Genomic DNA, 23890 nt, shown 5'->3' on the forward strand with positions numbered 1-23890 from the left:
GGGGGCCCGGGTTCCCCTGCTGGGCTGATTACGCATCAGGCCAAGAAAAGTTCCGCTGGGCTGGGAACTTTTTCACGAACCTGGAATTGTGCCTATCCAGGGAACGGCTCCCGGTTGAGAAAACCTCTCGATTTTACAGTCACTTAACTCGGGGAAACGTGGAACAGGTCATGAAAGATCTCAAGTCTCAAGCCAGCAGAAGCACGACCCCCGGCAAGGGAGGCCTTACTCCGGAGATTCAATCCCGGATCGGGCACCAGTTGCGCGCCATGTACGACGATGTCGTGCGTCAAGGGGTTCCGGATCGGTTCGCAGAGCTGATCAAGAAGCTTGATGCGCCGGGAGCGACACCCCACGTGGAAAATGAGGGCGGATCCAACGACAACAACAATGGGAGGGATTAATGCCTCTCACGGACTCCCTGCGTAACGACATCCTGGCGGCCGTGCCCAGTCTGCGCGCCTTCGCCATCTCGCTTAGCGGCAATGCGGACCGCGCCGACGATTTGGTCCAGGAGACGCTGCTGCGCGCTCTCGCCAACATCGACTCGTTCCAGCCCGGCTCCAACCTGCCGGCCTGGCTGTTCACGATCCTGCGCAACCTGTTTCGCTCCGACTATCGCAAGCGACGGCGCGAGGTCGAGGATGCCGAAGGCAACTACGCCAAGACGCTGAAGACACAGCCTTCGCAGAACGCGCATCTCGAATTCGAGGAGTTTCGCACGGCGCTGGACAAGCTTCCGCAGGATCAGCGTGAAGCGTTGATCCTGGTCGGCGCCTCTGGCTTCTCTTATGAGGACGCGGCCTCGATCTGCGGCTGCGCAGTCGGCACGATCAAGAGCCGCGTGAACCGCGCCCGCTCGAAGCTCGCCGCGCTGCTCTATGTCGACGGCGCCGAGGATTTCGGCCCCGACGAGACCGTGCGGGCCGTGATCGGCGGCAGCGGCGGCTGACAGCCGGCGTCAATCGGACCGGGACGAGACAAAGACGGCCGTTTCCACGGTCGTCTTCGCGTGCGTCTGACGCCGATGAACGTCGAGCTCATGGCACGCGATCACACATCCACGAAGGTTACGGTCTCGGCCACGCTCGCGCGCGAGGTGCGGTAACTGTTGACCTTGTGCGCATTGTCCGCATAGCCGAACGAAATGCCGCAGACGACGCGGCGGTCGTCGGGCAGATTGAAGTGGCGACGGATCAGGCCGGAATGCCGCGCGAGCGCTGCCTGAGGAATCGTCCCTAGCCCGAGCGCCTGCGCCGCCAGCATAAAATTGGAGACATAGGCGCCGCAATCGATCGCACCGTAGATGCCGAGCGGCTCGTTGGTGTGGATGATGGCAACATGCGGCGCGCCGAAGAAATTGTAGTTCTCCAGCGCCTGCTTGGCGTAGGCGGCCTTGTCGCCCCGGGCGATGCCAAGCGTGTTGTAGAGCTGGAAGCCGCTCTCGCGGCGACGATCGAGATAGACCCCGACATATTCACGCGGCGGAGTGAAATCGTAATCGTCGCCGAGGCCATTTGAGGCCTCGGCGTAGATCTCCTTGCGAAAACGTTCCTTGGCCTCGCCGCTGGCGATGATGACCTGCCAGGGCTGGCTGTTGCACCAGGACGCCGTGCGCTGCGCAATGGTCAGCACGTGCTCGATGGTCGCGCGATCGACCTCCCTGGGAAGAAACGCGCGGGCAGAGTAGCGCTCGTTGAGGAGTTCTTCGAGCACGCCGATGCGATCGTCGATGGAGTAGCGGGCATTGGGCACTTTGGCGTCCATGGCTAGTCTCGCTTTCGTGCCCCGGACGCGACGCAGCACGAAGTGATGCGGCGCAGAGCCGGGGCCCATTGTGGGATTCTGGGTCCCGGCTCGCGGCGCGTTGCGCCGCGTCCGGGACACGAGGATATTCACCGTCCCTTGGTCGGGATCTTGTTGTACGGCACGTCCTTGTCAACGCGGATGTCGCCGGGCAGGCCCAGCACGCGCTCGGCGATGATGTTGCGCAGGATCTCGTCGGTACCGCCGGCGATGCGCACCGAGGGCGAGGACAGCAGCATCTGCTGGAACTGGCCCTGCACCGTCTCCTCGTCGTTGCCCGTGAGAACACCGGCTGCGCCCTGCAGGTCCATGGCGTAGGTCGCGATGTCCTGCAGCATTATGCCGGAAACCAGCTTGCCGATCGAGTTCTCCGGGCCCGGCCGCTCGCCCTTCGACAGCGCCGAGATCGTGCGGTAGCTGGTGTATTTCAGCCCGCTCGACTTCGCCGCCCAGCTCGCAAGCTTCGAGCGCACGGCGGGATCGTCGATGGCGAGCCCGTCCTCCAGCATCAAATTGGAGCAGAACTCGAACATCTCAGGCAGGCCGGTCGCAAGCCGCGCGCCGATCGACATGCGCTCGTTCATCAGCGTGGTCAGCGACACGCTCCAGCCCTCGCCGACGGCCCCTAACCGCTGGCTGTCGGGGATCACGACGTCGGTGAAATAGACCTCGTTGAACTCCTGCATGCCGTTGGCCTGCTTGATCGGGCGCACCTCGACGCCCGGGCTCTTCATGTCCAGGAAGAACATGGTGAGGCCCTTGTGCTTGGGTACGTTCGGGTCGGTGCGCGCGATGAGGAGGCCGTAGTCGGAATAATGCGCGCCCGAGGTCCAGATCTTCTGGCCATTGACGACCCAATTGTCGCCCTTCTTCTCGGCGCGCGTGCGCAGACCCGCGACGTCGGAGCCGGCGGAAGGCTCGGAGAACAGCTGGCACCAGATCTCCTCGCCTGATGCGAGCTTGGGCAGATAGCGGCGCTTGGCGGCCTCGCTGCCGAAGGCCATCACGGTCGGGCCGCACATGCCTTCGCCGATCTGGAACGGCTGCGTCAGCTTGCCGTAGACGCCCTCCTCCTGCTGCCAGATCACACGCTCGATCGGCGTGGCGCCGCGGCCACCATATTCCTTCGGCCAGTGCAGGCAGACCCAATTGCCTTCGAACTTCTTCTTCTGCCAGGCCTTGCCGACTTCGACGATGTCGTGATTGGCAAGGCGAATGCGGCCGAGCGAGGATTTTGACAGCTCGGCATGCAGCGCCTTCGGCGCATTGGCCTCGATCCATTTCCGCGCGGTCTCGCGGAATGCGGCTTCCTGCGGGGTGTCGTCGAAATTCATCTTCGAACTCTCCTCTCTCGTGCCCCGGACGCTGCGCAGCGCCATTAGCGCGTTTACGCGCGTCTCAGACGCGCTATGGCGGTGCGCTGCAGAGCCGGGGCCCATTGTAGCTTTCTGGGTCCCGGCTCTGCGAAGCAGCACTTCGTGCTGCATCGCGTCCGGGACACGAAACTTATCTTCCCTTTGTCGGGATCTTGTTGAACGGCACGTCCTTGTCGACCCTGATATCGCCGGGCAGGCCCAGCACCCGCTCGGCGATGACGTTGCGCATGATCTCGTCGGTGCCGCCTTCGACGCGGGTGCCCGGCGCGCGCAGCAGCATGGCCTGGAAGCGGCCGGCCACTTCGGCGTCTTCGGGACCGCTGACGACGCCAGCCGCACCTTGCAAATCCAGCGCGTAGGTCGCCACATCCTGGATCATCGCGCCCGCCACCAGCTTGCCGATCGAATTCTCTGGCCCCGGCCGCTCGCCCTTCGACAGCGCCGAGATCGCGCGCATGCTGGTGTAGCGCAGGCCGCTCGCCTTCACCGCCCAGTTCGCGAGCTTGGAGCGCACCGCGCGATCCTCGATCGCAGGCCCATCGTCGAGCATCAGGCTGGAGCAATATTCGAACAGCTCCGGGAAACCGGTCGCAACACCGGCGCCGATCGACATCCGCTCGTTCATCAGCGTGGTCAGCGAGACGTTCCAGCCGTCACCGACCTCGCCGAGGCGCTGATGGTCGGGGATGCGCACATTGGTGAAATAGACCTCGTTGAAGTCGGAAGCGCCGCTTGCCTGCTTGATCGGCCTGACCTCGACGCCGGGGCTCTTCATGTCCAGGAAGAACATGGTGAGGCCCTTGTGCTTGGGCACGGTCGGATCGGTGCGGGTGAGCAAAATGCCGTAGTCGGAATAATGCGCGCCCGACGTCCAGATTTTCTGGCCGTTGATGATCCACTCGTCGCCATCCTTCTCCGCGCGCGTGCGCAGGCCCGCGACGTCGGAGCCGCCGGCCGGCTCGGAGAACAGCTGGCACCAGACGTTCTCGCCGGAAGCGAGTGGCGGCAGATATTTGCGCTTATGCTCCTCGCGCGCGAACGCCATCATGGTCGGCCCGCACATGCCATGGCCGATGATGAACATGTGCGAGAGCTTGCCGAACGGGCCCTCCTCCTGCTGCCAGATCACGCGCTCGATCGGCGAGGCGCCGCGGCCACCATATTCCTTCGGCCAGTGCAGGCAGGCCCAGCCGGCGTCGGCTTTCTTCTTCTGCCAGGCCTTTGCGACCTCCAGAATGTTGGCGTTCTTGAGCTGGGTGCGGCCGAGCGAGGATTTGCGCAGCTCGTCCTCGTACTGCTTCGGCGCGTTCGCGCTGATCCAGGCGCGGGCGGTAGCGCGGAACTCGGCTTCCTGTGGGGTGTCGTCGAAGTTCATCTTTGTTCTCTTCTTCCGTCATTCCGGGGCGATGCGCAGCATCGAACCCGGAATCCAGAGGTTATCGACTCAACTCGAGATTCCGGGTTCGCGCGCCGCGGAATGACATCACGCCGCGTTCTTCTTCCGCATCCTGTCGATCAATTGGTCTTCCCAATAGGACAGGCTGCCGAGCCCGAGTGCCATCGCATTGGCGCGGCGGTAGTACATGTGGCAGTCGAACTCCCAGGTGAAACCCATGCCACCGTGAACCTGGATGTTATTCTTGGCGCAGTGCTGGAACGCCTGCGTCGCGCTGATGCGCGCGGCGGCCGCAGCTTCCGGCAGCTCGGCCGCATTGGTCGAGAGCGCCCAGGCCCCGTAATAGCTGTTGGAGCGCGCCAGCGTCGCGGAGACGTACATGTCGGCGAGCATGTGCTTGACCGCCTGGAACGAGCCGATCGGACGGCCGAAGGCGATGCGGTCGAGCGCGTAGTCGCGGCCCATCTCCAAGGCGCGATCAGCCCCGCCGACCTGCTCGAACGCGCACAGCACCGCGGCGCGGTCGAGCACCTCGGTGAGGATGCCCCAGCCTTCGCCCGCGGCGCCGAGTGGCTCCGCCTTGCAATCCCTGAAGGTGATCTCGGCCTGCCCGCGGGTCGGATCGAGATTGGTGAGGCCTTTGACCTCGACGCCACCCGCTTTGAGATCGACCAGGAACAGCGAGATGTCAGCGTCGCGCCCGCTCGATCCCGTGCGCGCAGCGACCACGGCGAAGTCGGCAATCGCGCCATCGGGCACCGGCTTCTTGACGCCGTTGAGCACACCATTCGCAGCCGTCAGCTTGACGTTCTTCGGCGACGGATTGCCCTTGCCCTCGAACAGCGCCAGCGTCCCGATCGCCTCGCCGGAAGCAATCGCAGGCAGCCATTTCTTCTTCTGTGCCTCGCTGCCCGCGATCAACAGCGCTTCGGCGGCGAGGTACACCGTCGAAGAAAACGGCACCGGCGCGTTGGCCCTGCCCATCTCCTCCGCGATCACGCACAGCTCGAGATGGCCGGCGCCGGCGCCGCCGAACTCCTCAGGGATGGCGACGCCGAGGAAGCCCATCTCGGCGAGGCCTTTCCACAGATCCTTGTCGTAAGGCGCCTTGCCGTCGAGCACGACGCGCACCGCCTTGGGCGAGCACTTCTCGGCGAGGAACTTGCGCGCCTGGTCGCGGAGCTGTTTTTGATCGTCGGAGAAATCGAAGTTCATGGCGCGTACCCGTGTTGATGATGTCAATTACTTGAGAATGATGACTTCTTGGTCCGGCTTATCCGCATAGAGCCGCTCCACCAGCGCGGCGCGGCGTTCGAGGCCGGCGCGCTGGTTGATGTAGCCCTTGTCGGTGAGCTCATTGCCGTCGATCGAGGGCGGCTCGACCATCAGCATCGCGCGCGCGATGACCCGGCTGCTGGCGCCTTCGCATTCACGGTTGTGGGCTTCCAGGCCGCGCTTGAAACAGGCGATCACCTCGGGATGCTTCACCGCATCGGCAAAGCTCAGATCGGCATTGCCGGTGAGCTGCCGGCAGGCATGCAGGTTCGGCCAGGCCAAGAGGCCGATGAACGGGCGGTCCTGCCCCGCGACCAGCGCGTCGTGCACGACCGGCGTTGCGGCTGCGATCGCATCGGTCCTGAGCGAGCCGACATGCACGAAGGTGCCGGTGGTGAGCTTGAAGTCCTCCACCACGCGGCCGGCAAAGATGATGCCTTGCTCCGGATCGGAATCGTCGACGAAGATGCCGGCGTCGCCGATGCAGTAAAAACCTTCCTCGTCGAACATCTTCCTGGTCAGCTCCGGCTGGCCGAAATAGCCGGGTGTGACGTTGACGCCGCGCAGCCGCAATTCGTATTTCGAGCCGCAGGGCACCATCTTCAACTCGACGCCCGGGAACGGCAGACCGATCAGGCCGACGCGCTCGGTGTCCCAATAGGTGCCGGTCGAGGTCGGCGCGGTCTCGGTTGAGCCCCAGCCGGTGTAGAACACGATGCGCTCGCCGGTGGTCTTCACCGCCAGCGCCTGCATGCGGTCGTAGAGATCGTCCGGCAGCCGCGCGCCGCCATAGGCCATGATCGACAAATTCTTGAAGAAGGAGCGGCAGAGCGCGTCGTCCTTCTCCATCGCCGCCGCGAGCGCGGCATAGCCGGCGGGCACGTTGGCGTAATAGGTCGGCGAGATCTCGCGCAGGTTTCGCAGCGTCTCCTCGAACTGGCCCGGCATCGGCCTTCCGTCATCGATATAGAGCGTGCCGCCATCGACCAGGATCGGGTGGAACGCCGCATTGCCGCCCATGGTGTGATTCCACGGCATCCAGTCCAGCATGGTCGAGATCGGACCGCTGGGATCGCGCGGCCGCACCTGCATCATCATCGCCGCATTGGCGCACATCATCTCCTGCGTGTTGATGACGGCCTTGGGCATGCCGGTCGAGCCTGACGTGAACAGCAGCTTGCCGACCGTGTCGGGCGTGATCTTCGCGATCGACTCCTCGATGTCCTTGGTCACCGGCGTTGCCGCAAGCTCGGCGAAGCTGACGCTCTTGATGTCGTCGCAAGGCCGCGCGACGTGAACCACGGTAACGCCGCTAAGGTCGAGCGCTTTCAGCGCCTTCTCGAAGATCGGGCCGTCCTGCACCATCACCACGGCCGGCTTGATCAGGTCGAACAAATATTTCAGCTTGACGTGATCGTGGCTCATCAGGGAATAGGCCGGCGACACCGGCGCCGCGGGGACGCGCGCCTGCATCGCAGCCTGCGTCATCAGGGCGTGCTCGATCGAATTGCCGGAGAGGATCGTGACCGGCCGTCCCGCAAGCTTGAGATTCAGCAATCCTTGAGTCAGCGCGTCCACGGTGCGCTTGGCTTTCCCATAAGACACCTTGCGCCATTCGCGGTTGGGGCCGCCGCGCTGTGCCAGCCAAATGCGCTCGGGCGCTTCCTTCGCCCACTTCGCCAGCGATGCCGGGATGTGCTTCTCATAGGGCTGCAGCGGAATGCGCGACTTCAGCACCACGGTGCCGTCGGCGCGCCGCTCGACATCGATGTCGCGCTTGAGCCATTGAACCTTGCGAAAGGCGGGCCTTGTCATCACCGCCGCCGCGCTCCCACTCATTTTGCGTCTCCCGGAATTGCTGTCCTTTGCGGATCTTCGTGGTTCAGCGCCTGATATAGACAGGCTTTCGCTTCTCAAGGAAGGCCCTGATGCCTTCCGAAAACTCTTCCGAGCGGCTGCACAGGACCTGGTTGCGATCCTCCATCGCGATCGCAGCTTCCAGCGATCCAGCATCGACGCTCATGTTGAGACATTCCTTGGACAGCCGCAGCCCCACGGGAGAAGCCGTCATCATCGCCTCGACATAAGGCGCAGCCGCTTCGTCGAGCTTGTCCTCGTCGACGACCTCCGAGACGAGGCCGACCGCGAGCGCGCGCTCGGCGCCGATGAAGCGCCCCGTGAGGATAAGCTCGGATGCGACGGACACGCCGACAAGCCGCGGCAGGAAATAGCTGGTACCGATGTCGCAGCCGCCGAGGCCGAGCTTGATAAAGGCGCAGTTCATCCGCGCCGATTTGGTGGCGATGCGGATGTCGGAGGCCAGCGCCAGCGCAAAGCCGCCACCGGCCGCCGCGCCCTGGACGAGCGAGATGATTGGCTGCGGACAGCGCCGCATCAACATCACGATGTCGGCAATGCGGCGCTGCGAGTCCAGCGACTCCATGACGCCAGGCGGCTCCTGCTGCCCGGCACGGCGCGCCATTGCCGCCTTGAGGTCGAGGCCTGCGCAGAAATTCTTGCCGGCACCCTTCAGCACCACCACGCGGGTGTCGCGGTTGCGCTGCAGGCTCTGGAAATAGACGTTGAGCGCATCGATCAACGCAGGATCGAGCGCGTTGAGGCTGTCAGGACGATTGAGCGTCACCCGGTCGACGCCGTCGTCATGCTCGATCAGCAACGGTTGGGACATGGGGCCTCTCACTTTCTTGCCACACGGAGACCGTCTCCCACCCTCCCCTGGAGGGGGAGGGTCGGCTCACATTGCGCGCAGCGGAATGTGAGACGGGGTGGGGTGAAAGTCTCTCCGCGCAGAGACTGCCCGAGTGGAGAGATCACCCCACCCCGCTCGCGCTTCGCGCGATCGACCCTCCCCCTCCAGGGGAGGGTAAAAAGAGCGCTGCTTACCGCGGCGCCATACGGATCGCGCCGTCGAGGCGGATGGTCTCGCCGTTCAGCATCGGATTCTCGACGATGTGCACCGCGAGCATGCCGTATTCGGCGGCGTCGCCGAGACGCGACGGATGCGGCACCTGGGCGCCCAGGCTCTTGCGGGCCTCTTCGTTCAAGCCCATCAGCAGCGGCGTGAAGAACAGGCCGGGCGCGATGGTGTTGACGCGGATCTTCTGGCTGGCGAGATCGCGCGCGGCCGGCAGCGTGAGGCCGACGACGCCACCCTTCGAGGCCGAATAGGCGATCTGGCCGATCTGGCCTTCGTAAGCGGCAACCGAAGCGGTGTTGATGATGACGCCGCGCTCTTCGCCGATGGGCTCCGCAGTGACGAGACGTTCGGCGAACAGGCGCAGGCAGTTGAAGGTGCCGATCAGATTGACGTTGATGATGCGCGCGAACTTTTCCAGCGGATAAACACCGTCGCGGCCGACGATGCGCTGCGAGCCACCGATGCCGGCGCAGTTCATCAGCACGCGCGCGACGCCATGCGCGGCTTCCGCTTTCGCGATCGCGGCCTTGATCTGCTCCTCGCTGGTGACGTCGGCGTGCAGCGCGACGCCCTTCACTTCAGCGGCGACCTTCTCGGCGTTCTCCTTGCTCTGGTCGATCACGCCGATCTTGGCGCCCTTCGCGGCCATGGCGCGGGCGGTCGCGGCGCCAAGGCCCGAGCCACCGCCGGTGATGAGAACCGCAACGTCTTTCAACTGCATCGCTTGTACCTTTCCTTGGGCGTTTCTTCTCTGGACTTGTCTTCTCTAGGCTTGGGAGTTCGGTCGACTATCCGGCCGCGGCAGCTTCCTCGGCTTGCGTGAGGATGCCGCCGCAGATCAGCGCTTCCATGTGCTTGATGTATTTCCGGCAGACGTCGTCGGTGACCGGGCCGACGCCAGTCGCGCGGGACATCGCGTGCCGGCCGAAGAACAGATGATCGCAGGCGCCGATCAGGCTGGTGTAGAACAACACCGGATCGGTCTGGCGGAATTCGCCGCGGCTGACGCCTTCGGCCAGCAGGCGGCGATGGAAGTCCAATAGCGGCGCAACGAAGAATTTCGAGACTTCATCGGCGGAGCTCGCGCTGGTCTCGTGCAGCAGATAGTGGATCAGCCGGTTCATGTACGGGAACCGATGATAGGCGCGGATAATGCCGGCGATATGCAGCTTCAGCTTCGCCGTCGACGTGATCGGCTGCGCCAGCAGATATTCGAGATTGGACATCTCGGTTGCGGCATCGCGCGCGAGCAGCGCCAGCAACAGGCCGTCCTTGTTGCCGAAGTGATATTTGACCAGCGCGGCGTTGGCGCCCGACTTCTGCGCAATATCGGAGAGCGAGATCTCGATCGAGGAGCGCTCGATCATCAGCTCGCTGGCGGCCACGAGCAATTTCTCTGCCGTGGAATTTTTCCCGCCGGGGAGCCTGTTCGGTACGCTGGTAGCCACGGAGATCCCTGTTTGGCCGCTGGAAACGGGGCGCAGATAAGCCCAAGCAGCGCCTCATCACAAGAGTTAATTGATCGATTGACTAAACGATATCGCACCCCTTAAATCCGCCCCCGACAACCCAATTCAGAACAATCATGGGAGAGACCGAAATGGCCGAGGCTTACATCGTCGCCGCTGCGCGTACCGCGGGCGGGCGCAAGGGGGGCCGCCTCGCCGGCTGGCATCCGGCCGATCTCGCCGCGAAGGTGCTGGACGAGTTGGTCGATCGCACCAAGGTCGATCCGGCCCAGGTCGAGGATGTGATCATGGGCTGCGTGATGCAGGTCGGCGAGCAGTCCAACAACGTCGCCCGCAACGCGGTGATGGCATCAAAGCTGCCGGAGAGCGTGCCGGGCACCTCGATCGACCGCCAGTGCGGCTCCTCGCAGCAGGCGCTGCACTTCGCCGCGCAAGCGGTGATGTCCGGCTCGATGGACGTGGTGATCGCGGCCGGCGTGGAATCGATGACGCGGGTGCCGATGGGCTTGTCGTCCCAGCTTCCGGCCAAGAACGGCTTTGGCAATTACAAGAGCCCGGGCATCGAGAAGAAGTATCCGAACATCGTGTTCAGCCAGTTCACCGGCGCGGAGATGATGGCGGAGCGCTATGGCCTCTCCAAGGATGAGCTCGACGAATACTCCTACAACAGCCATCAGCGTGCGATTGCGGCAACGCAAGCCGGGCACTTCAAGAAGGAGATCGTGCCGCTCGAGATCACCCGCGCCGACGGCAGCAAGGACACCCACCACATCGACGAAGGCATCCGCTTCGACGTCAGCCTCGACGGCATCAAGAGCGTCAAGCTGATCGCGGAGAACGGCAAGCTGACCGCGGCCAGCGCCAGCCAGATCTGCGACGGCGCCTCCGGCGTCATGGTGGTGAACGAGAAGGGCCTGAAGCAGCTCGGCGTCAAGCCGCTCGCCCGTATCCATCACATGACCATGATGGGCGGCGATCCTGTCATCATGCTGGATGCGCCGCTGCACGCTACCAAGCGCGCGCTGGAGAAGGCCGGCATGAAGATCGGCGACATCGACCTGTTCGAGGTCAACGAGGCTTTTGCCTCGGTGCCCACCGCCTGGCTGAAGACCACCGGCGCAGATCCGGAGCGACTCAACGTCAACGGCGGCGCCATCGCGCTCGGCCATCCCCTCGGCGGCTCCGGCACCAAGCTGATGACCACGCTGATCCACGCCCTGCACCAGCGCGGCAAGCGCTATGGCCTCCAGACCATGTGCGAGGGCGGCGGCATGGCGAATGTGACGATCGTGGAGCGGCTGTAACCCCTCTCTCGTGTCCCGGACGCGCTGCAGCGTGAAACGCTGCGGCGCAGAGCCGGGACCCATGCCTCACAGTGGACCCCGGATCTGCAGCGCACCGCTTCGCGCTGCGCTGCGTCCGGGGAACGTTTTGCCGGTATTGAATTGGCGCCATGACCCACCCCTCCATCCACGCAAAGACGACGCCCGACAAGATCGCCTACCAGATGGCCGGGACCGGCAAGGCGATCACCTATCGCGAGCTCGACGAGCTCTCGAACCAGGGCGCGCATCTTTTCCGCTCGCTCGGCCTGAAGGCCGGCGATCACATCGCGCTGTTGATGGAGAACCGCCTCGCCTTCATGGAGCTCTGTTGGGCCGCGCAACGCAGCGGGCTCTATTACACCGCGATCAGCCGTTACCTGAAGCAGGAGGAGATCGAATACATCATCGCCGATTGCGGCGCCAAGGTCGTCATCACCACGCCAAAATGCGCCGACCAGATCAAGGGCCTGATCAAGGGCACGGCAGGCGAGCCGATCTTCTACATGATGGACGAGCCACTGCCCGGCTTCCGTTCCTACGACCAGGAAGCGGGCGCGCAGCCGACCACGCCGATCGCCAACGAGGTTGCCGGCTACGACATGCTGTATTCCTCCGGCACCACTGGCCGGCCCAAGGGCATCAAGAAAGCCTTCGAGGGTAACAGGATTGACGTGCCGAACGCCTTCCTGCGCGTGCTCTGCGCCGACATGTGCGGCATGAACGCGGAGAGCATCTATCTGTCGCCGGCGCCGCTGTATCACGCGGCTCCCTTGCGCTTCAACATGATGGCGATCGTGCTCGGCGGCACCTCCATCATCATGGAGCACTTTGACGCCGAAGAATTCTTGAGGCTGGTCGAGAAATACAAGGTGACGCAATCGCAGCTGGTGCCGACCATGTTCGTGCGCATGCTGAAGCTGCCGGACGATGTGCGCACCAAGTACAACGTTTCCACATTGAAGGGAGCGATCCACGCTGCCGCACCCTGCCCCATCGACGTCAAGGCAAAGATGATCGAATGGTGGGGACCGATCCTGATCGAGTATTATGCTGGCTCGGAAGGCAACGGCGTCACCGTCTGCAACTCGCAGCAATGGCTGGACCACCGCGGCAGCGTCGGCCGCGCCGTGGTCGGCAAGATCAAGATTCTGGACGAGAACGACGAGGAGCAGCCGGTTGGCGAGATCGGCACGGTCTATTTCGCCGACGCGCCCGCGTTCACCTATCACAACGACCCCGAGAAGACGAAGAAGGCCTACAACGCCAAGGGATGGTCGACGCTCGGCGATGTCGGCTATCTCGACAAGGACGGCTTCCTCTATCTCACCGACCGCAAGTCCTACATGATCATCTCCGGCGGGGTGAACATCTATCCGCAGGAGACCGAGGACGTGCTGATCACCCACCCCGAGGTCGCCGACGTCGCCGTGTTCGGCGTGCCGAACGAGGAGATGGGCGAAGAGGTCAAGGCGGTGGTGCAGCCGCACGACATGAGCCGCGCCGGCAAGGCACTCGAGGCCGATTTGATCGCCTATTGCAAGGGTCGCCTCTCCGCCATCAAGTGCCCGCGCTCGATCGATTTCGAAGCCGAACTGCCGCGCACGCCGACCGGCAAGCTGGTGAAGCGGCATTTGCGCGACAGGTATTGGCCGAAGACGGCGGCGAAGATTTAACGGAAAGTCTCGTGTCCTAGACGCGGCGCAGCGTCCTTCACGGTGCGCCGCAGAGCCGGGACCCAGAGCGACTTTCGTGGCACTGGTGGGCCCCGGCTCTGCAGCGCGTCACTACGTGCCGCACTGGGTCCGGGGCACGAAACCTCGCATGAGGTATCCTCAATCGAACAAGCTCGGCGTATGGTTCACGAGCGCGCCTTCGATCTCGAGCATCTTCAGCTTCGTCACCACGCCGCCATTGGCCGAGAAGCCGCCGGGCTTGTTGCCGGCAGCCAGCACACGATGGCAGGGCACGACGATCGGGCACGGGTTGCGGCCGAGCGCCTGGCCGACGTCGCGCGACAGCTGGACGCCGCCGAGCTGCTTGGCGATGTCGCCATAGGTGATGGTCCTACCCGGCGGGACGGCGCGGGCGATGTCGTAGACGCTGCGGTTGAATTCGGGCACGCCGTCGAGGTCGAGCGGGATGTCGGTGAGATCATCCGGCTCGCCCGCGAGCAGCTTTGTCATGCGGTCGATCGCCTGCTGCACCTCGGCGGTCGGCTCGGCTTCACTGGCATCAGCGTGGCGCTGATGGATGCGGGTGCGGATCTTCTGCTCGCCACCCATCGGCAATTGCGTGCCGTTGATGCCGCGCGGGCCCCAGGCGATGGCGCACAGGCCGATCCGGGTATCGAACAGGGCAAAATGCTGGTCGGTCATGGCTAGGTTCCTGGCTTGCTTCCGTTGCAGGCCCCCAGTTTGATTTCCTGCCAAATCTAGGCTTGGAAATAGTTGCGATCCACCCGGTTTCCGGGAATCTTGCACAGGAGTTCCAATTCCTCGCGAGCCCTGAATGCAAAGCCTGCACGTCAACGGATACGACATGCCCTATCTCGACGTGGGCGAAGACAAAGGCCGCGCGCCTTTAGTGTGCGTGCACGGCTCGCTCAACGATTTCCGCGTCTGGGGCTGCGTGCTCGGGCCGCTGACGCAGCGGCACCGGGTGATCGCCGTCAGCCTGCGGCACTTCTTCCCAGATCGTTGGGATGGCCTCGGTGACACCTATTCGATCGCCCAGCACGTCCAAGACGTCATCGCCTTCATCGAGAAGCTCGACCTCGGCCTTGTCGATCTGATGGGCCATTCCCGCGGCGGGCACATCTGTTTTCGCGTCGCTCAGCAGCGCCCCGATCTGCTGCGGCGGCTCGTCCTCGCGGAGCCCGGCGGCGAGCTCGATGCGAGCCTTGATCCGGATTACGTCGGCGGCCCCTCGCCTCTGCTGGCGCGCTTCACGGCTTCCGCAGAGAAGATCGCAGCCGGCGATATCGACGGCGGCCTTGCCGTCTTTGTCGACACGCTGGAAGGCGCCGGCACCTGGCCGCGGCTGCCGGCGATAGTGAAGCAGAATCTGCGCGACAACGCCATGACGCTGATCGGCCAGGTCCGCGACAACCGCCCGCCGTTCTCGAAGGCCGATGCGGAGTCCATCAAAATGCCGACGTTGTTCGTCCTGGGCGCGCGGACCAAGGGCCTCTTGCCGAAGGTGCTGCATGCGCTGGCCGCGCATGTGCCCTACTCCAAGACGGCAATCATCCCGAACGCGACGCACCCGATGTTCGAGCAGGCGCCGCAGAAATATTCCGAAGTGGTGCTGGATTTTCTGGCGAGCTGACCAATGCAGAGCTTTCGTGTCAACGGTTACGACATGGCCTATCTCGAAGTGGGAAGCGGCCCGCCGCTGGTCTGCGTGCACGGCACGCTCGGTGACTTCCGCACCTGGTATGCGGTGCTCGGACCGCTGTCGAAGGCGCATCGGGTGATCTCGGTCAGCTTGCGGCACTTCTTTCCCGAGCATTGGGACGCCGTCGGCGACGACTACAAGATGGCGCAGCATGTCGCGGATACGATCGCCTTCATCGAGCAGGTCAAGCCCGGACCGGTCGACCTGATGGGCCATTCACGCGGCGGACACGTTGCATTCCGCGTCGCGCAGGCGCGGCCTGATCTGTTGCGGAAACTGGTGCTGGCCGAGCCCGGCGGCGATCTCGACCCATCCCTGCCGGTGCCTGAAGGCACGCCCGCGTATCCGTCACTCGCGGCGCGCACGGTGCGCTCGGTTGAAATGATTCGCGCCGGCGACATCGAGGGCGCGCTGCAGAACTTCTACGAAGGCATCGAGGGCGACGGCTCCTGGCGGCGCGTGCCGGCGGCGGCCAAGCAGCAACTCCGCGACAACGCACTCACCTTCCTCGGCCAGATCAACGAGCAGCGCAGGCCCTACACGCTCAGCGATGCGCAGGCAATCAGGACGCCGACACTGCTGATCGGCGGCGGCGCGACGACCGGCAGCCTGTCGATGATGTGGCGCGTACTGGCCGCCCACATCGCGGGAGCCCAGGCGGCGGTGATCGCCAATGCCGGCCACTGGATGTTCGAGCAGGCGCCGCTGGAGTTCGGCGAGGTGGTGAGCAGGTTTCTGGCGGAGTGAGGCTGCCCTCTCCCGCAAGGGGAGAGGGCACAGAAACTCACACCTTCCACACGCCGACCGGCATCTTGATGGTCGCGTTCAGCCTGTTCCACACGTTGATCGTCGCGATTGCGAGGATCAGGGTTGCGAGTTCGCGCTCGTCGAAATGCTTGGCGGCCTCGTTCCAGATCGTATCAGACACGGGGTCCTCACGATCGGCGAGGCGCGTGGCGGCCTCGGTCAAGGCCAGCGCTGCGCGCTCGGCGTCGGTGAAATAGGGCGCATCGCGCCAGGCGGACACGGCGAACAGGCGCTCGTCGGTCTCGCCCAGCTTGCGGGCGACCTTGGGATGCATGTCGACACAGACGCTGCAGCCATTGATCTGGCTGGCGCGCAGGTGCACCAGTTCCAGGAGCTTTTCCGGCAGACCCTGCTTTGTCAGGTTGCCAGGGACTGAAGGACATTCATGGCCTCGGGCAGGACCATGACGGGGTGATTCATGCGGGCGTGCATCATTTTCGTCTCCATCGGTCGAATTTCGAAGGTTCCGGTCACATCGGTCGGATTAGCTTCGTCATGGGCATGACGGATCGCGACGAGGGAATGTGACCGATGACCGAACAAAATTTTCTCACCGAACAGTTCGAGGCGAGCAGGGACCATTTGCGCGCGATCGCCTACCGGATGCTGGGGTCCCGCGCCGAGGTTGACGATGCCGTGCAGGAGGCGTGGCTGCGGGTCAGCCGCTACGACATGTCGGATGTTGCGAATTTGCGCGGCTGGCTCACGACCGTGGTCGCACGCATCTGCCTCGACATGCTGCGCGCCCGAAAGTCGCGCCGGGAGGATCCGATGGGCCCGCACGTGCCAGAGCCGGTCGACGACACGCGGGAGCGCGAGGCCGAGATGGCCGATTCCGTCGGCGCGGCGCTACTGGTCGTGCTGGAGACATTGCAGCCGGCGGAGCGGCTTGCCTTCGTGCTGCACGACATGTTTGCCGTGCCGTTCGAGGAGATCGCGCCGATCGTCGGCCGCTCCGTCGATGCCTCGCGCCAGCTGGCGAGCCGCGCGCGTCGGCGCGTGCAGGGCGCGCCGGTGCCCGCATCGGATCTGTCGCACCAGCGCGGAATCGTCGATGCATTTCTCAAAGCGTCGCGCGAAGGCGATTTCGAGGGCCTGCTCGCCGTGCTCGATCCCGACGTCGTATTCCGCGCCGACCAGGCCGCGGTGCGGCTCGGCTCGCTGGCCGAGATCCGCGGCGCCGACGCGGTCGCGCAGACCTTCAAGGGCCGCGCCCAGGCCGCCCGGGCCGCGCTGGTCGATGGCGAGATGGGTGTTGCCGTCGTCCTCGGCGGACAGCTGCGCATTGCACTGCGCGTGACATTCGAGGGCGAGCGGATCGCGGGAATCGAGGCGGTGGCCGATGCGGAAGAAATCACCGCGATGGAGGTGGAGGTGCTGGAGGGCTAGGCCGGCGTGGCATCGTGCCGTTGCGGGTGCTAGGCTTTCCGCACAATCGTGCGGTGCCCGCGCGCAAGATGCAAAAGGACGAAGTCATGACCTTCCGCTTCATTCCCCTGCTCGGTGTGTCGCTGCTCGGCCTCGCCGCCGGTGTCACGTCCGCGCTCGCGGCCGCCGACGAGAAGCTGAAGTCCGCCGCCGAACAGGAGAAGGCGCCGCTGATCGAGACCTTGCGCGACATGGTGATGATCGAGAGCGGCAGCAGCGACGTCGAGGGGCTGAAGAGGATGGCCGACTTCACCGAAGGACGCCTCAGGGCGCTCGGCGCCGCCACGGAGCGGCGCAAGACTACGGCAGGCGCCGGCGCCGACATGGTGATCGCGACGTTCAAGGGCACGGGCACGCGGAAGCTGATGCTGATCGCGCATATGGACACGGTCTATCAGCGCGCTGTCCTTGCAAGCGAGCCGTACCGCGTCGACGGCAACCGCATCTATGGCCCCGGCATCGCCGACGACAAGGGCGGCATCGCTGTGGTCCTGCATGCGCTCAAGATGTTGAAGGATGCCGGCTGGCAGGACTATGCCAGGCTCACCGTGGCGTTCAATCCCGACGAGGAAGTGGGATCGATAGGGTCGGGCGAGATCATCGCGGAGCTCGCCGACCAGCACGACGTCGTGCTCTCCTGCGAGCCGACGGCGGCCTCGCCCCCGGCGAAGAACGACTCGCTGCTGCTGGGCGCCAGCGGCACTGCGACCGGCATCATGAAGGTGAAGGGTCGCGCGGCGCATGCCGGCGCGGCACCCGATCGCGGCCGCAACGCGCTGATCGAGCTCTCGCACCAGTTGCTGCAGACGCAGGACATCGCCAAGTCGATCCCGGGCACTCAGCTCAACTGGACGACGGCGAAGGCCGGCACGGTGCGCAATCAGATTCCGGAAGATGCCGAGGCCGGCGCCGACATCCGTCTCACCCTTCCCGACGGCATCGCCAAGCTGCAGGCGGCGCTGGACGAGAAGATCAAGAACCGCCTCGTACCCGACACCGAGACGACCGTGAAGATCGTGGCGGGGCGCCCGCCCTTCGTCGCCAGTGAGCGCGGCCGCGCGCTGGCCGAGATGGGGCAGGCGATCTATGCCGAGATCGACCGCAAGCTCGACATCACCGAGATCACCGGCGGCGCCACTGATGCGGGCTATGCCAACCGCAGCGGCAAGGCGGTTGTGGTCGAGAGCTTTGGCCTTGCCGGCTTCGGCTATCACGCCCGGGACGAGTTCATCGACACCAATTCGATCGTGCCGCGGCTCTATCTGATGAGCCGGATGCTGATCGAACAGGGGAAGAAGAAGTAGGCGCGGAGCGTCGCTGGGTCTTTTTCTCGAAAACAACCCCATGCACAGTAGCCGGCCCCAGCAATATCAATAGCTTAGTGGATCCGAAAAATGGGTTCGGAGAGGCGCTTGACGACGTCGGCTGCTGGGCCTAACTTCGAATACGGAATTCCGTATTCCACCTTAGGAGCCGCCGACGTGATTCCTCTCGACCCGCTCCCGAACCTGATCGACCAAGTCTACGAACGGATCCTGGAGGCGATCTCCGACCGCACGCTTCAGCCCGGCCAGCGCATCCGGCAGAACGAACTCGCCGACAGGCTCGGCGTGTCGCGCCAGCCGGTGTCGCATGCGCTGCATCTGTTGCACCGTCAGGGCCTCGTCGCCGAGAGCGGCAAGCGCGGCTTCGAGGTCACCCAGCTCGACCCTGCCCGCATCCGCCAGCTCTACGAGGTGCGCGCCGCCATCGATTCGCTGGCGGCCCGGCTCGCCGCAGTGCGCGCCGGCGCCGACGCGGCGGGACGCGCGCGGCTGGACGCAGCGCTCGCCGCCGGACGCCGCAGCGACCGCAACACGACGCTGGCCGAGCTCATCGTGCTCGATGTCGACTTTCATCGCGCGATCTATCAGCTCGCCGGCAATCCCGTGATCGAGGAGACGATCGCGCCGCAATGGCCGCATATGCGGCGCTCGATGGCGACCGTGCTGTCGGAGCTCGACTATCGCGACAGCGCCTGGGCGGAGCATGCCGATATTGCCGGACATATTCTGCGCGGCGATGCGAAGGCGGCCGAACGCGCTGCGCTCGCGCATGCGCAGACGGCGGGACGAATGACCGAGGAGAGATTGCGGGCGACGGACGCGGCGGCGGCGTAGCAACACACGCCGTCATTCCGGGGCGCGCGAAGCGTGAACCCGGAATCTCGAGGTTCCGGGTTCGGTCCTGCGGACCGCCCCGGAACGACAGAAACAAAATCAAGGAGGACGACCCATGAAACTGTCCCAGGAGCAATTGGAGTTCTTCCAGCGCGAGGGCTGGCTGTTTCTGCCCGAGCTGTTCAGTCAGGAGGAGGTCGACCTGCTCGCGCGCGAGGCGGTCAGCATCTACGACGCCAACCGGCCCGAAGTCTGGCGCGAGAAGAGCGGCGCGCCGCGCACGGCGTTTGCCGCGCATCTCTACAACGAGGCGTTCGGCATCCTCGGCGCGCATCCGCGCATGATCGAGCCGGTCGAGCAGGTGTTCGGTGAACCGGTCTACATGCACCAGTTCAAGATCAATGCGAAATCGGCCTTCACCGGCGACGTCTGGCAATGGCACCAGGATTACGGCACCTGGAAGCGCGACGACGGCATGCCGGAGCCGCGCGCGATGAACATCGCGATCTTCCTCGACGAGGTGATGCCGATCAACGGGCCCCTGATGCTGGTGCCGCGCAGCCAGAACGCCGGCGACCTAGAGGCCTCGCATGACCTCGCCACCACCTCCTATCCGCTGTGGACGCTGGACGAGGACACCGTGACGCGGCTCGTCAAGCAGGGCGGCATCGTGGCGCCCACCGGCAAGCCAGGCGGCATGCTGATGTTCCACGGCAATCTCGTGCATGGATCCGCCGGCAACATCACACCCTATCCGCGCAAGATCGTGTACCTGACGCTGAACGCGGTCTCGAACTATATCCGCACCCCCACGCGGCCGGACTACATCGCGCATCGCGATTTCACGCCGATCAAGACGGTGGACGACGACGCGCTGCTGCGGCTTGCCCGTGCACCAAGGCAGGCGGCGGAGTAGATTGCGCTCGTGCCCCGGACGCAGCGCAGCGTCTCTTCGACGATGCGCTGCAGAGCCGGGGCCCACGCCGCGCGGTGGTTTTTCTCTGGGTCCCGGCTCTGCGGCGCAGCGTTGCACGCTGCACCTTGTCCGGGACACGATAGTTGTATTGGACATCCCTATGAACCTCTTCCGCCTCCTCCAGGCCCGCGCTTCCGCCGGCAAGCCCGTCCGTGTCGCGCTGATCGGCGCCGGCAAGTTCGGCTCGATGTTTTTGGCGCAGGTGCCGCACACGCCGGGGCTGGAGGTGCCTATCATCGTGGATATTGACCGCGACCGCGCGCGTGAGGCGTGCCGCACTGTCGGTTGGGATGAGGCACGCATCGCGGCGACCACGTTCACCGACGACGGTGCGCGCGCCATTGCCGGCGGCGCGATGGATGTGGTGGTGGAGGCGACCGGCAATCCCGCCGTCGGCATCCAGCATGCGCGCGCCGCGATTGCAGCGGGCAAGCATATCGTGATGGTGAATGTCGAGGCCGACGTGCTGGCGGGCCCGCTGCTGGCCGAGGAAGCGCGCAAGGCCGGCGTGGTCTATTCGCTCGCCTATGGCGACCAGCCGGCGCTGACGGCGGAGATGGTGGATTGGGCGCGGGCCACCGGCTTTCGCGTCGTCGCCGCCGGCAAGGGGACGAAGTACCTGCCGGACTATCACGACGTGACGCCCGATCGTGTCTGGCAGCATTACGGGCTGACCGCGGGCGAGGCGCAGTCGGCCGGCATGAATCCGCAAATGTTCAACTCCTTCCTCGACGGCACCAAATCGGCGATCGAGATGGCCGCGATCGCCAATGCCTGCAGCCTCGACGTGCCCGCGGACGGCCTGCTGTTTCCGCCCTGCGGCGTCGACGACTTGCCGCACATCATGCGGCCGCGCTCGCGCGGCGGCGTGCTGGAGCGGTCCGGCATCGTCGAGGTCGTCTCCTCGCTCGAGCGCGACGGCCGGCCGGTTTCTCGCGATCTGCGCTGGGGAGTCTATGTCGTGCTGGAGGCGCCGAACGACTACGCCGCCGATTGCTTCAGGCAATATGGCCTGAAGACCGACGCCAGCGGACGTTTCGCCGCCATGTACAAGCCGTATCATCTGATCGGGCTCGAGCTGAACATCTCGGTGCTGTCGGCCGCGCTGCGGGGCGAGCCGACCGGGCAGCCTTACGGCTTCCGCGGTGACGTCGCGGCTGTTGCAAAACGCAATCTGCGCGCCGGCGAGATGCTCGACGGCGAAGGCGGCTACACGGTTTGGGGCAAGCTGTTACCGGCGGCTGCGAGCCTCAAGGCCGGCGCCTTGCCGATCGGGCTCGCACATCGCGTGAAGCTGAAGCATGACGTAGCCCATGGTGCGGTGGTGCGCTGGAGCGATGTCGAATTCGACCCGGACAATGAAACGGTGAAGACCCGCAAGGCGATGGAAGCCGCATTCGCAGCGCAGCATTGATCGGCTTTGCCGGTCTCACAACCAAAGTGCGCTTGATTTGCAGTTCCCCTTTGGTCATCCTGACCATGATCCGGGAATACTGAATTTCGGACAAAAAGAAACGTCGGCCACCGGCGAAGACCAAAGCGGCGTCAAGACCGCGATCCCTCGTCGAGGACTCGACATCACAGGAGGGAAATGCATGCAACGTCGTAAATTCCTGACGGCAGGCGGACTGGGCCTTGCCGCAACTGCTGTTGCCGCGCCGGCCGTCGCGCAATCGATGCCCGAAGTGAAGTGGCGGCTCGCTGCAAGCTGGCCGAAATCTCTCGATACGCTGTATGGCGGCTGCGAGTATTTCTGTAAGCGCGTCGCCGAGATTACCGACAACCGATTCCAGATTCAGCCGTTCGCCGCGGGCGAGATCGTTCCTGGCCTGCAGGTGCTCGATGCGGTCTCGAACGGCACGGTGGAGATGGGCAACACCGCGCTGTACTATTACTGGGGCAAGAATCCCGCTTTCACTTTCGGCACGGCGCTGCCGTTCGGCCTCAACACGCGCCAGCACATCTCCTGGCTACAGTGGGGCGGCGGGCAGGATATGCTCAACGATCTCCTCAAGGAATACAACGCGATCGGAGTTCCCACCGGTTCGACCGGCGCGCAGATGGGCGGCTGGTTCCGGAAGGAGATCAAGTCGATGGCCGATCTGCAAGGCCTCAAATTCCGCGTCGGCGGTTTCGCCGGCACGATCATCGCCAAGGTCGGCGGGGTGCCGCAGCAGATCGCCGGCGGCGACATCTATCCGGCGCTTGAAAAGGGCACGATCGACGCGGCCGAATGGGTCGGCCCCTACGATGACGAGAAGCTCGGCTTCGTGAAGGTCGCGAAATACTATTACTATCCCGGCTGGTGGGAAGGCACCGGGCAGGGTCACAACATCATGAGTCTTGAGAAATGGAATGCGCTCCCGAAGCACTACCAGGCTGCGGTGGAAAGCGCATCTCGCGACACCTTCACCTGGGTGACCGGCAAATACGATGCAGTCAATCCGCCCGCCCTGAAGCGGTTGCTGGTTGCCGGCGCGATCCTCAAGCCGTTCCCGCAGGAAGTGCTCGAGGGCTGTTACAGCGCCGCCAACGGCATCTATGCAGATCTCTCCAAGAGCAATCCGCATTTCGGCAAGATGTATGCGAGCCTGAGCGCTTATCGTAACGAGTCGCTCGCCTGGATGCAGGTGGCGGAGCTGAGCTTCGACAGCTTCATGATGCGGATGCGGACGAGGACGTAATCGCATCGCGGCAAGTAGCGAAACGACGAAAGCCCCGGAGAAGTCTCCGGGGCTTTTTGCATTCGCGACATCGGAACTGGGCGAGATAGCACTGTTTGGACAGTGTCATCGCCCGGCTTGACCGGGCGATCCAGTATTCCAGAGGCCCAGATTGAACGGCACGCGCTCACCACATCCGCCGCAGAGTACTGGATGCCCCGGTCAAGCCGGGGCATGACAGCGGAGGGTGTGTTGGCTCCGTGAAAACGCGCGAGAGCTGGCGGCTTGACGGTACCGCCCTCAATTCTCGTCGTCACCCAACGCTGCGACGAGCTTATCGTAATACTTGCCGACGAGATCGATATTGCCCTTGTTCTCGACCTGGAGCGCTGGCGTCTTCAGCGCTTGATTGAGTTCATCGAGCGCCTCCTTCTTCTCCTTGGCCGGCATCTTCTTGTCAGCCTGGATCTGCGCGATCTGCCCTTTGATCACGGCTTCGGGGCCGACATATTTCTTGGTCGCAGGATCGAAGCCGCCGATGACGAGACTGATGTTGTCGACGACGTTGTTGTAGTCGTCGTAGCCGGCAAAACCGTGCTTCTTCGCGACCTCCTCGAGCTGCGCGATCACCTTCTGGTCGGGCGCGGTATTCTCCGGAAGTTTTTCTGTGATTGCGTCAATGTCCTTCTGCGCTGCGAGCACGCCGTCGAGCTGCTTGTCGGTGAGCGCGATCTGCTTGAGCGCCGGGGCCTGCTGCTGCGGCGCCGGAGCGGCCTGCTGCGCAGGTGCAGGCTGCTTGGCTTGCGCGAATGCTGAGCCCGAGGAGGCGAGCGATGCTGCGGACACGAGGCACGCGACGCCGAGCGCGGCGAGGGC

Annotated in this window: 22 protein-coding genes and 1 pseudogene (1 of these 23 running past the window's edge); 12 read left to right on the forward strand and 11 right to left on the reverse strand. The window is 64.4% G+C overall.

The window, feature by feature from the left end:
* Positions 1-170 precede the first annotated feature (170 nt).
* Both YU9_RS0112985 and YU9_RS0112990 read left to right on the forward strand, forming a co-directional pair.
* Entirely contained in the window at positions 171-404 is a 234-nt protein-coding gene (locus YU9_RS0112985) for a NepR family anti-sigma factor (RefSeq protein WP_024337325.1), read from the forward strand.
* The gene (locus YU9_RS0112990; RefSeq protein ID WP_018316216.1) at positions 404-952 is read left to right on the forward strand and encodes a sigma-70 family RNA polymerase sigma factor; all 549 of its coding nucleotides are present in this window, start codon (positions 404-406) and stop codon (positions 950-952) included. Before YU9_RS0112985 ends, YU9_RS0112990 begins: the two co-directional genes overlap by 1 nt.
* 101 nt (positions 953-1053) lie before the next feature.
* Here YU9_RS0112990 and YU9_RS0112995 read toward each other — a convergent pair whose 3' ends face one another.
* From YU9_RS0112995 to YU9_RS0113030, 8 genes are all read right to left on the reverse strand, one after another.
* Entirely contained in the window at positions 1054-1767 is a 714-nt protein-coding gene (locus YU9_RS0112995) for a nitroreductase (RefSeq protein ID WP_027573229.1), read from the reverse strand.
* Positions 1768-1895: 128 nt separating this feature from the next.
* On the reverse strand, positions 1896-3140 hold the full coding sequence (locus tag YU9_RS0113000) for an acyl-CoA dehydrogenase (RefSeq protein WP_027573230.1): 1245 nt from the start codon (positions 3138-3140) through the stop codon (positions 1896-1898).
* A 172-nt stretch (positions 3141-3312) separates the two neighbouring features.
* On the reverse strand, positions 3313-4557 hold the full coding sequence (locus YU9_RS0113005; protein WP_027573231.1) for an acyl-CoA dehydrogenase: 1245 nt from the start codon (positions 4555-4557) through the stop codon (positions 3313-3315).
* A gap of 108 nt (positions 4558-4665) precedes the next feature.
* Positions 4666-5793 (reverse strand): acyl-CoA dehydrogenase family protein, encoded by a 1128-nt coding sequence (locus YU9_RS0113010; protein WP_027573232.1) that lies wholly within the window; start codon positions 5791-5793, stop codon positions 4666-4668.
* A gap of 27 nt (positions 5794-5820) precedes the next feature.
* Positions 5821-7692 (reverse strand): AMP-binding protein, encoded by a 1872-nt coding sequence (locus YU9_RS0113015; protein ID WP_027573233.1) that lies wholly within the window; start codon positions 7690-7692, stop codon positions 5821-5823.
* Positions 7693-7735: 43 nt separating this feature from the next.
* Positions 7736-8542, reverse strand: a complete 807-nt coding sequence (locus YU9_RS0113020) for an enoyl-CoA hydratase/isomerase family protein (protein ID WP_027573234.1) — start codon at positions 8540-8542, stop codon at positions 7736-7738.
* 211 nt (positions 8543-8753) lie between these two features.
* Positions 8754-9512, reverse strand: a complete 759-nt coding sequence (locus YU9_RS0113025) for an SDR family NAD(P)-dependent oxidoreductase (RefSeq protein ID WP_027573235.1) — start codon at positions 9510-9512, stop codon at positions 8754-8756.
* A 67-nt stretch (positions 9513-9579) separates the two neighbouring features.
* Positions 9580-10182 (reverse strand): TetR family transcriptional regulator, encoded by a 603-nt coding sequence (locus YU9_RS0113030; protein ID WP_027573236.1) that lies wholly within the window; start codon positions 10180-10182, stop codon positions 9580-9582.
* Positions 10183-10391: 209 nt separating this feature from the next.
* On the opposite strand from YU9_RS0113030, the gene YU9_RS0113035 reads away from it, so the two are divergent.
* Both YU9_RS0113035 and YU9_RS0113040 read left to right on the forward strand, forming a co-directional pair.
* Positions 10392-11564 (forward strand): acetyl-CoA C-acetyltransferase, encoded by a 1173-nt coding sequence (locus YU9_RS0113035; protein ID WP_027573237.1) that lies wholly within the window; start codon positions 10392-10394, stop codon positions 11562-11564.
* A gap of 149 nt (positions 11565-11713) precedes the next feature.
* Entirely contained in the window at positions 11714-13258 is a 1545-nt protein-coding gene (locus tag YU9_RS0113040) for an acyl-CoA synthetase (RefSeq protein WP_027573238.1), read from the forward strand.
* A gap of 159 nt (positions 13259-13417) precedes the next feature.
* Here the strand turns inward: YU9_RS0113040 and YU9_RS0113045 are convergent, their stop codons facing one another.
* Entirely contained in the window at positions 13418-13960 is a 543-nt protein-coding gene (locus YU9_RS0113045; RefSeq protein WP_027573239.1) for a methylated-DNA--[protein]-cysteine S-methyltransferase, read from the reverse strand.
* A 133-nt stretch (positions 13961-14093) separates the two neighbouring features.
* On the opposite strand from YU9_RS0113045, the gene YU9_RS0113050 reads away from it, so the two are divergent.
* Entirely contained in the window at positions 14094-14912 is an 819-nt protein-coding gene (locus YU9_RS0113050) for an alpha/beta fold hydrolase (RefSeq protein ID WP_027573240.1), read from the forward strand.
* A 3-nt stretch (positions 14913-14915) separates the two neighbouring features.
* Positions 14916-15728 (forward strand): alpha/beta fold hydrolase, encoded by an 813-nt coding sequence (locus tag YU9_RS0113055; protein ID WP_027573241.1) that lies wholly within the window; start codon positions 14916-14918, stop codon positions 15726-15728.
* A gap of 37 nt (positions 15729-15765) precedes the next feature.
* Here YU9_RS0113055 and YU9_RS41380 read toward each other — a convergent pair.
* Positions 15766-16220: pseudogene (locus tag YU9_RS41380) on the reverse strand (carboxymuconolactone decarboxylase family protein).
* Between the two features lie 99 nt (positions 16221-16319).
* Between YU9_RS41380 and YU9_RS0113065 the strand changes: the two are divergent.
* The 6 genes from YU9_RS0113065 (at position 16320) to YU9_RS0113090 (ending at position 23035) form a co-directional block, all read left to right on the forward strand.
* Positions 16320-17177, forward strand: coding sequence for a sigma-70 family RNA polymerase sigma factor (locus YU9_RS0113065; protein WP_027573242.1), 858 nt, complete (start codon positions 16320-16322; stop codon positions 17175-17177).
* 86 nt (positions 17178-17263) lie between these two features.
* Positions 17264-18520 carry a M20/M25/M40 family metallo-hydrolase gene (locus tag YU9_RS0113070; protein WP_027573243.1) on the forward strand — a complete coding sequence of 419 codons (1257 nt, stop codon included), beginning with the start codon at positions 17264-17266 and terminating at the stop codon, positions 18518-18520.
* 177 nt (positions 18521-18697) lie between these two features.
* On the forward strand, positions 18698-19375 hold the full coding sequence (locus tag YU9_RS0113075) for a GntR family transcriptional regulator (RefSeq protein ID WP_027573244.1): 678 nt from the start codon (positions 18698-18700) through the stop codon (positions 19373-19375).
* Between the two features lie 115 nt (positions 19376-19490).
* Entirely contained in the window at positions 19491-20291 is an 801-nt protein-coding gene (locus YU9_RS0113080; protein ID WP_027573245.1) for a phytanoyl-CoA dioxygenase family protein, read from the forward strand.
* Between the two features lie 160 nt (positions 20292-20451).
* Positions 20452-21765, forward strand: coding sequence for an NAD(P)H-dependent oxidoreductase (locus YU9_RS0113085; protein ID WP_027573246.1), 1314 nt, complete (start codon positions 20452-20454; stop codon positions 21763-21765).
* 181 nt (positions 21766-21946) lie between these two features.
* Entirely contained in the window at positions 21947-23035 is a 1089-nt protein-coding gene (locus YU9_RS0113090) for a TRAP transporter substrate-binding protein (RefSeq protein WP_027573247.1), read from the forward strand.
* 279 nt (positions 23036-23314) lie between these two features.
* Here YU9_RS0113090 and YU9_RS0113095 read toward each other — a convergent pair whose 3' ends face one another.
* Positions 23315-23890: the 3' portion of a hypothetical protein gene (locus tag YU9_RS0113095; RefSeq protein WP_027573248.1), read on the reverse strand. It continues 21 nt past the right edge of the window; only the last 576 of its 597 coding nucleotides appear in the window; the start codon falls outside the window, past its right edge; it ends in the stop codon at positions 23315-23317.

Source organism: Bradyrhizobium sp. WSM1743 (assembly GCF_000473065.1).
Classification (GTDB): Bacteria; Pseudomonadota; Alphaproteobacteria; order Rhizobiales; family Xanthobacteraceae; genus Bradyrhizobium.

Coding starts and splice junctions, on each gene's coding strand:
- YU9_RS0113015 (WP_027573233.1), bottom strand. CDS start 7,692: ATGAGTGGGAGCGCGGCGGCGGTGATGACAAGGCCCGCCTTTCGCAAG.
- YU9_RS0113065 (WP_027573242.1), top strand. CDS start 16,320: ATGACCGAACAAAATTTTCTCACCGAACAGTTCGAGGCGAGCAGGGAC.
- YU9_RS0113055 (WP_027573241.1), top strand. CDS start 14,916: ATGCAGAGCTTTCGTGTCAACGGTTACGACATGGCCTATCTCGAAGTG.
- YU9_RS0113070 (WP_027573243.1), top strand. CDS start 17,264: ATGACCTTCCGCTTCATTCCCCTGCTCGGTGTGTCGCTGCTCGGCCTC.
- YU9_RS0112990 (WP_018316216.1), top strand. CDS start 404: ATGCCTCTCACGGACTCCCTGCGTAACGACATCCTGGCGGCCGTGCCC.
- YU9_RS0113035 (WP_027573237.1), top strand. CDS start 10,392: ATGGCCGAGGCTTACATCGTCGCCGCTGCGCGTACCGCGGGCGGGCGC.
- YU9_RS0112985 (WP_024337325.1), top strand. CDS start 171: ATGAAAGATCTCAAGTCTCAAGCCAGCAGAAGCACGACCCCCGGCAAG.
- YU9_RS0113040 (WP_027573238.1), top strand. CDS start 11,714: ATGACCCACCCCTCCATCCACGCAAAGACGACGCCCGACAAGATCGCC.
- YU9_RS0113090 (WP_027573247.1), top strand. CDS start 21,947: ATGCAACGTCGTAAATTCCTGACGGCAGGCGGACTGGGCCTTGCCGCA.
- YU9_RS0113000 (WP_027573230.1), bottom strand. CDS start 3,140: ATGAATTTCGACGACACCCCGCAGGAAGCCGCATTCCGCGAGACCGCG.
- YU9_RS0113020 (WP_027573234.1), bottom strand. CDS start 8,542: ATGTCCCAACCGTTGCTGATCGAGCATGACGACGGCGTCGACCGGGTG.
- YU9_RS0113080 (WP_027573245.1), top strand. CDS start 19,491: ATGAAACTGTCCCAGGAGCAATTGGAGTTCTTCCAGCGCGAGGGCTGG.
- YU9_RS0113085 (WP_027573246.1), top strand. CDS start 20,452: ATGAACCTCTTCCGCCTCCTCCAGGCCCGCGCTTCCGCCGGCAAGCCC.
- YU9_RS0113050 (WP_027573240.1), top strand. CDS start 14,094: ATGCAAAGCCTGCACGTCAACGGATACGACATGCCCTATCTCGACGTG.
- YU9_RS0113045 (WP_027573239.1), bottom strand. CDS start 13,960: ATGACCGACCAGCATTTTGCCCTGTTCGATACCCGGATCGGCCTGTGC.
- YU9_RS0113005 (WP_027573231.1), bottom strand. CDS start 4,557: ATGAACTTCGACGACACCCCACAGGAAGCCGAGTTCCGCGCTACCGCC.
- YU9_RS0113010 (WP_027573232.1), bottom strand. CDS start 5,793: ATGAACTTCGATTTCTCCGACGATCAAAAACAGCTCCGCGACCAGGCG.
- YU9_RS0112995 (WP_027573229.1), bottom strand. CDS start 1,767: ATGGACGCCAAAGTGCCCAATGCCCGCTACTCCATCGACGATCGCATC.
- YU9_RS0113025 (WP_027573235.1), bottom strand. CDS start 9,512: ATGCAGTTGAAAGACGTTGCGGTTCTCATCACCGGCGGTGGCTCGGGC.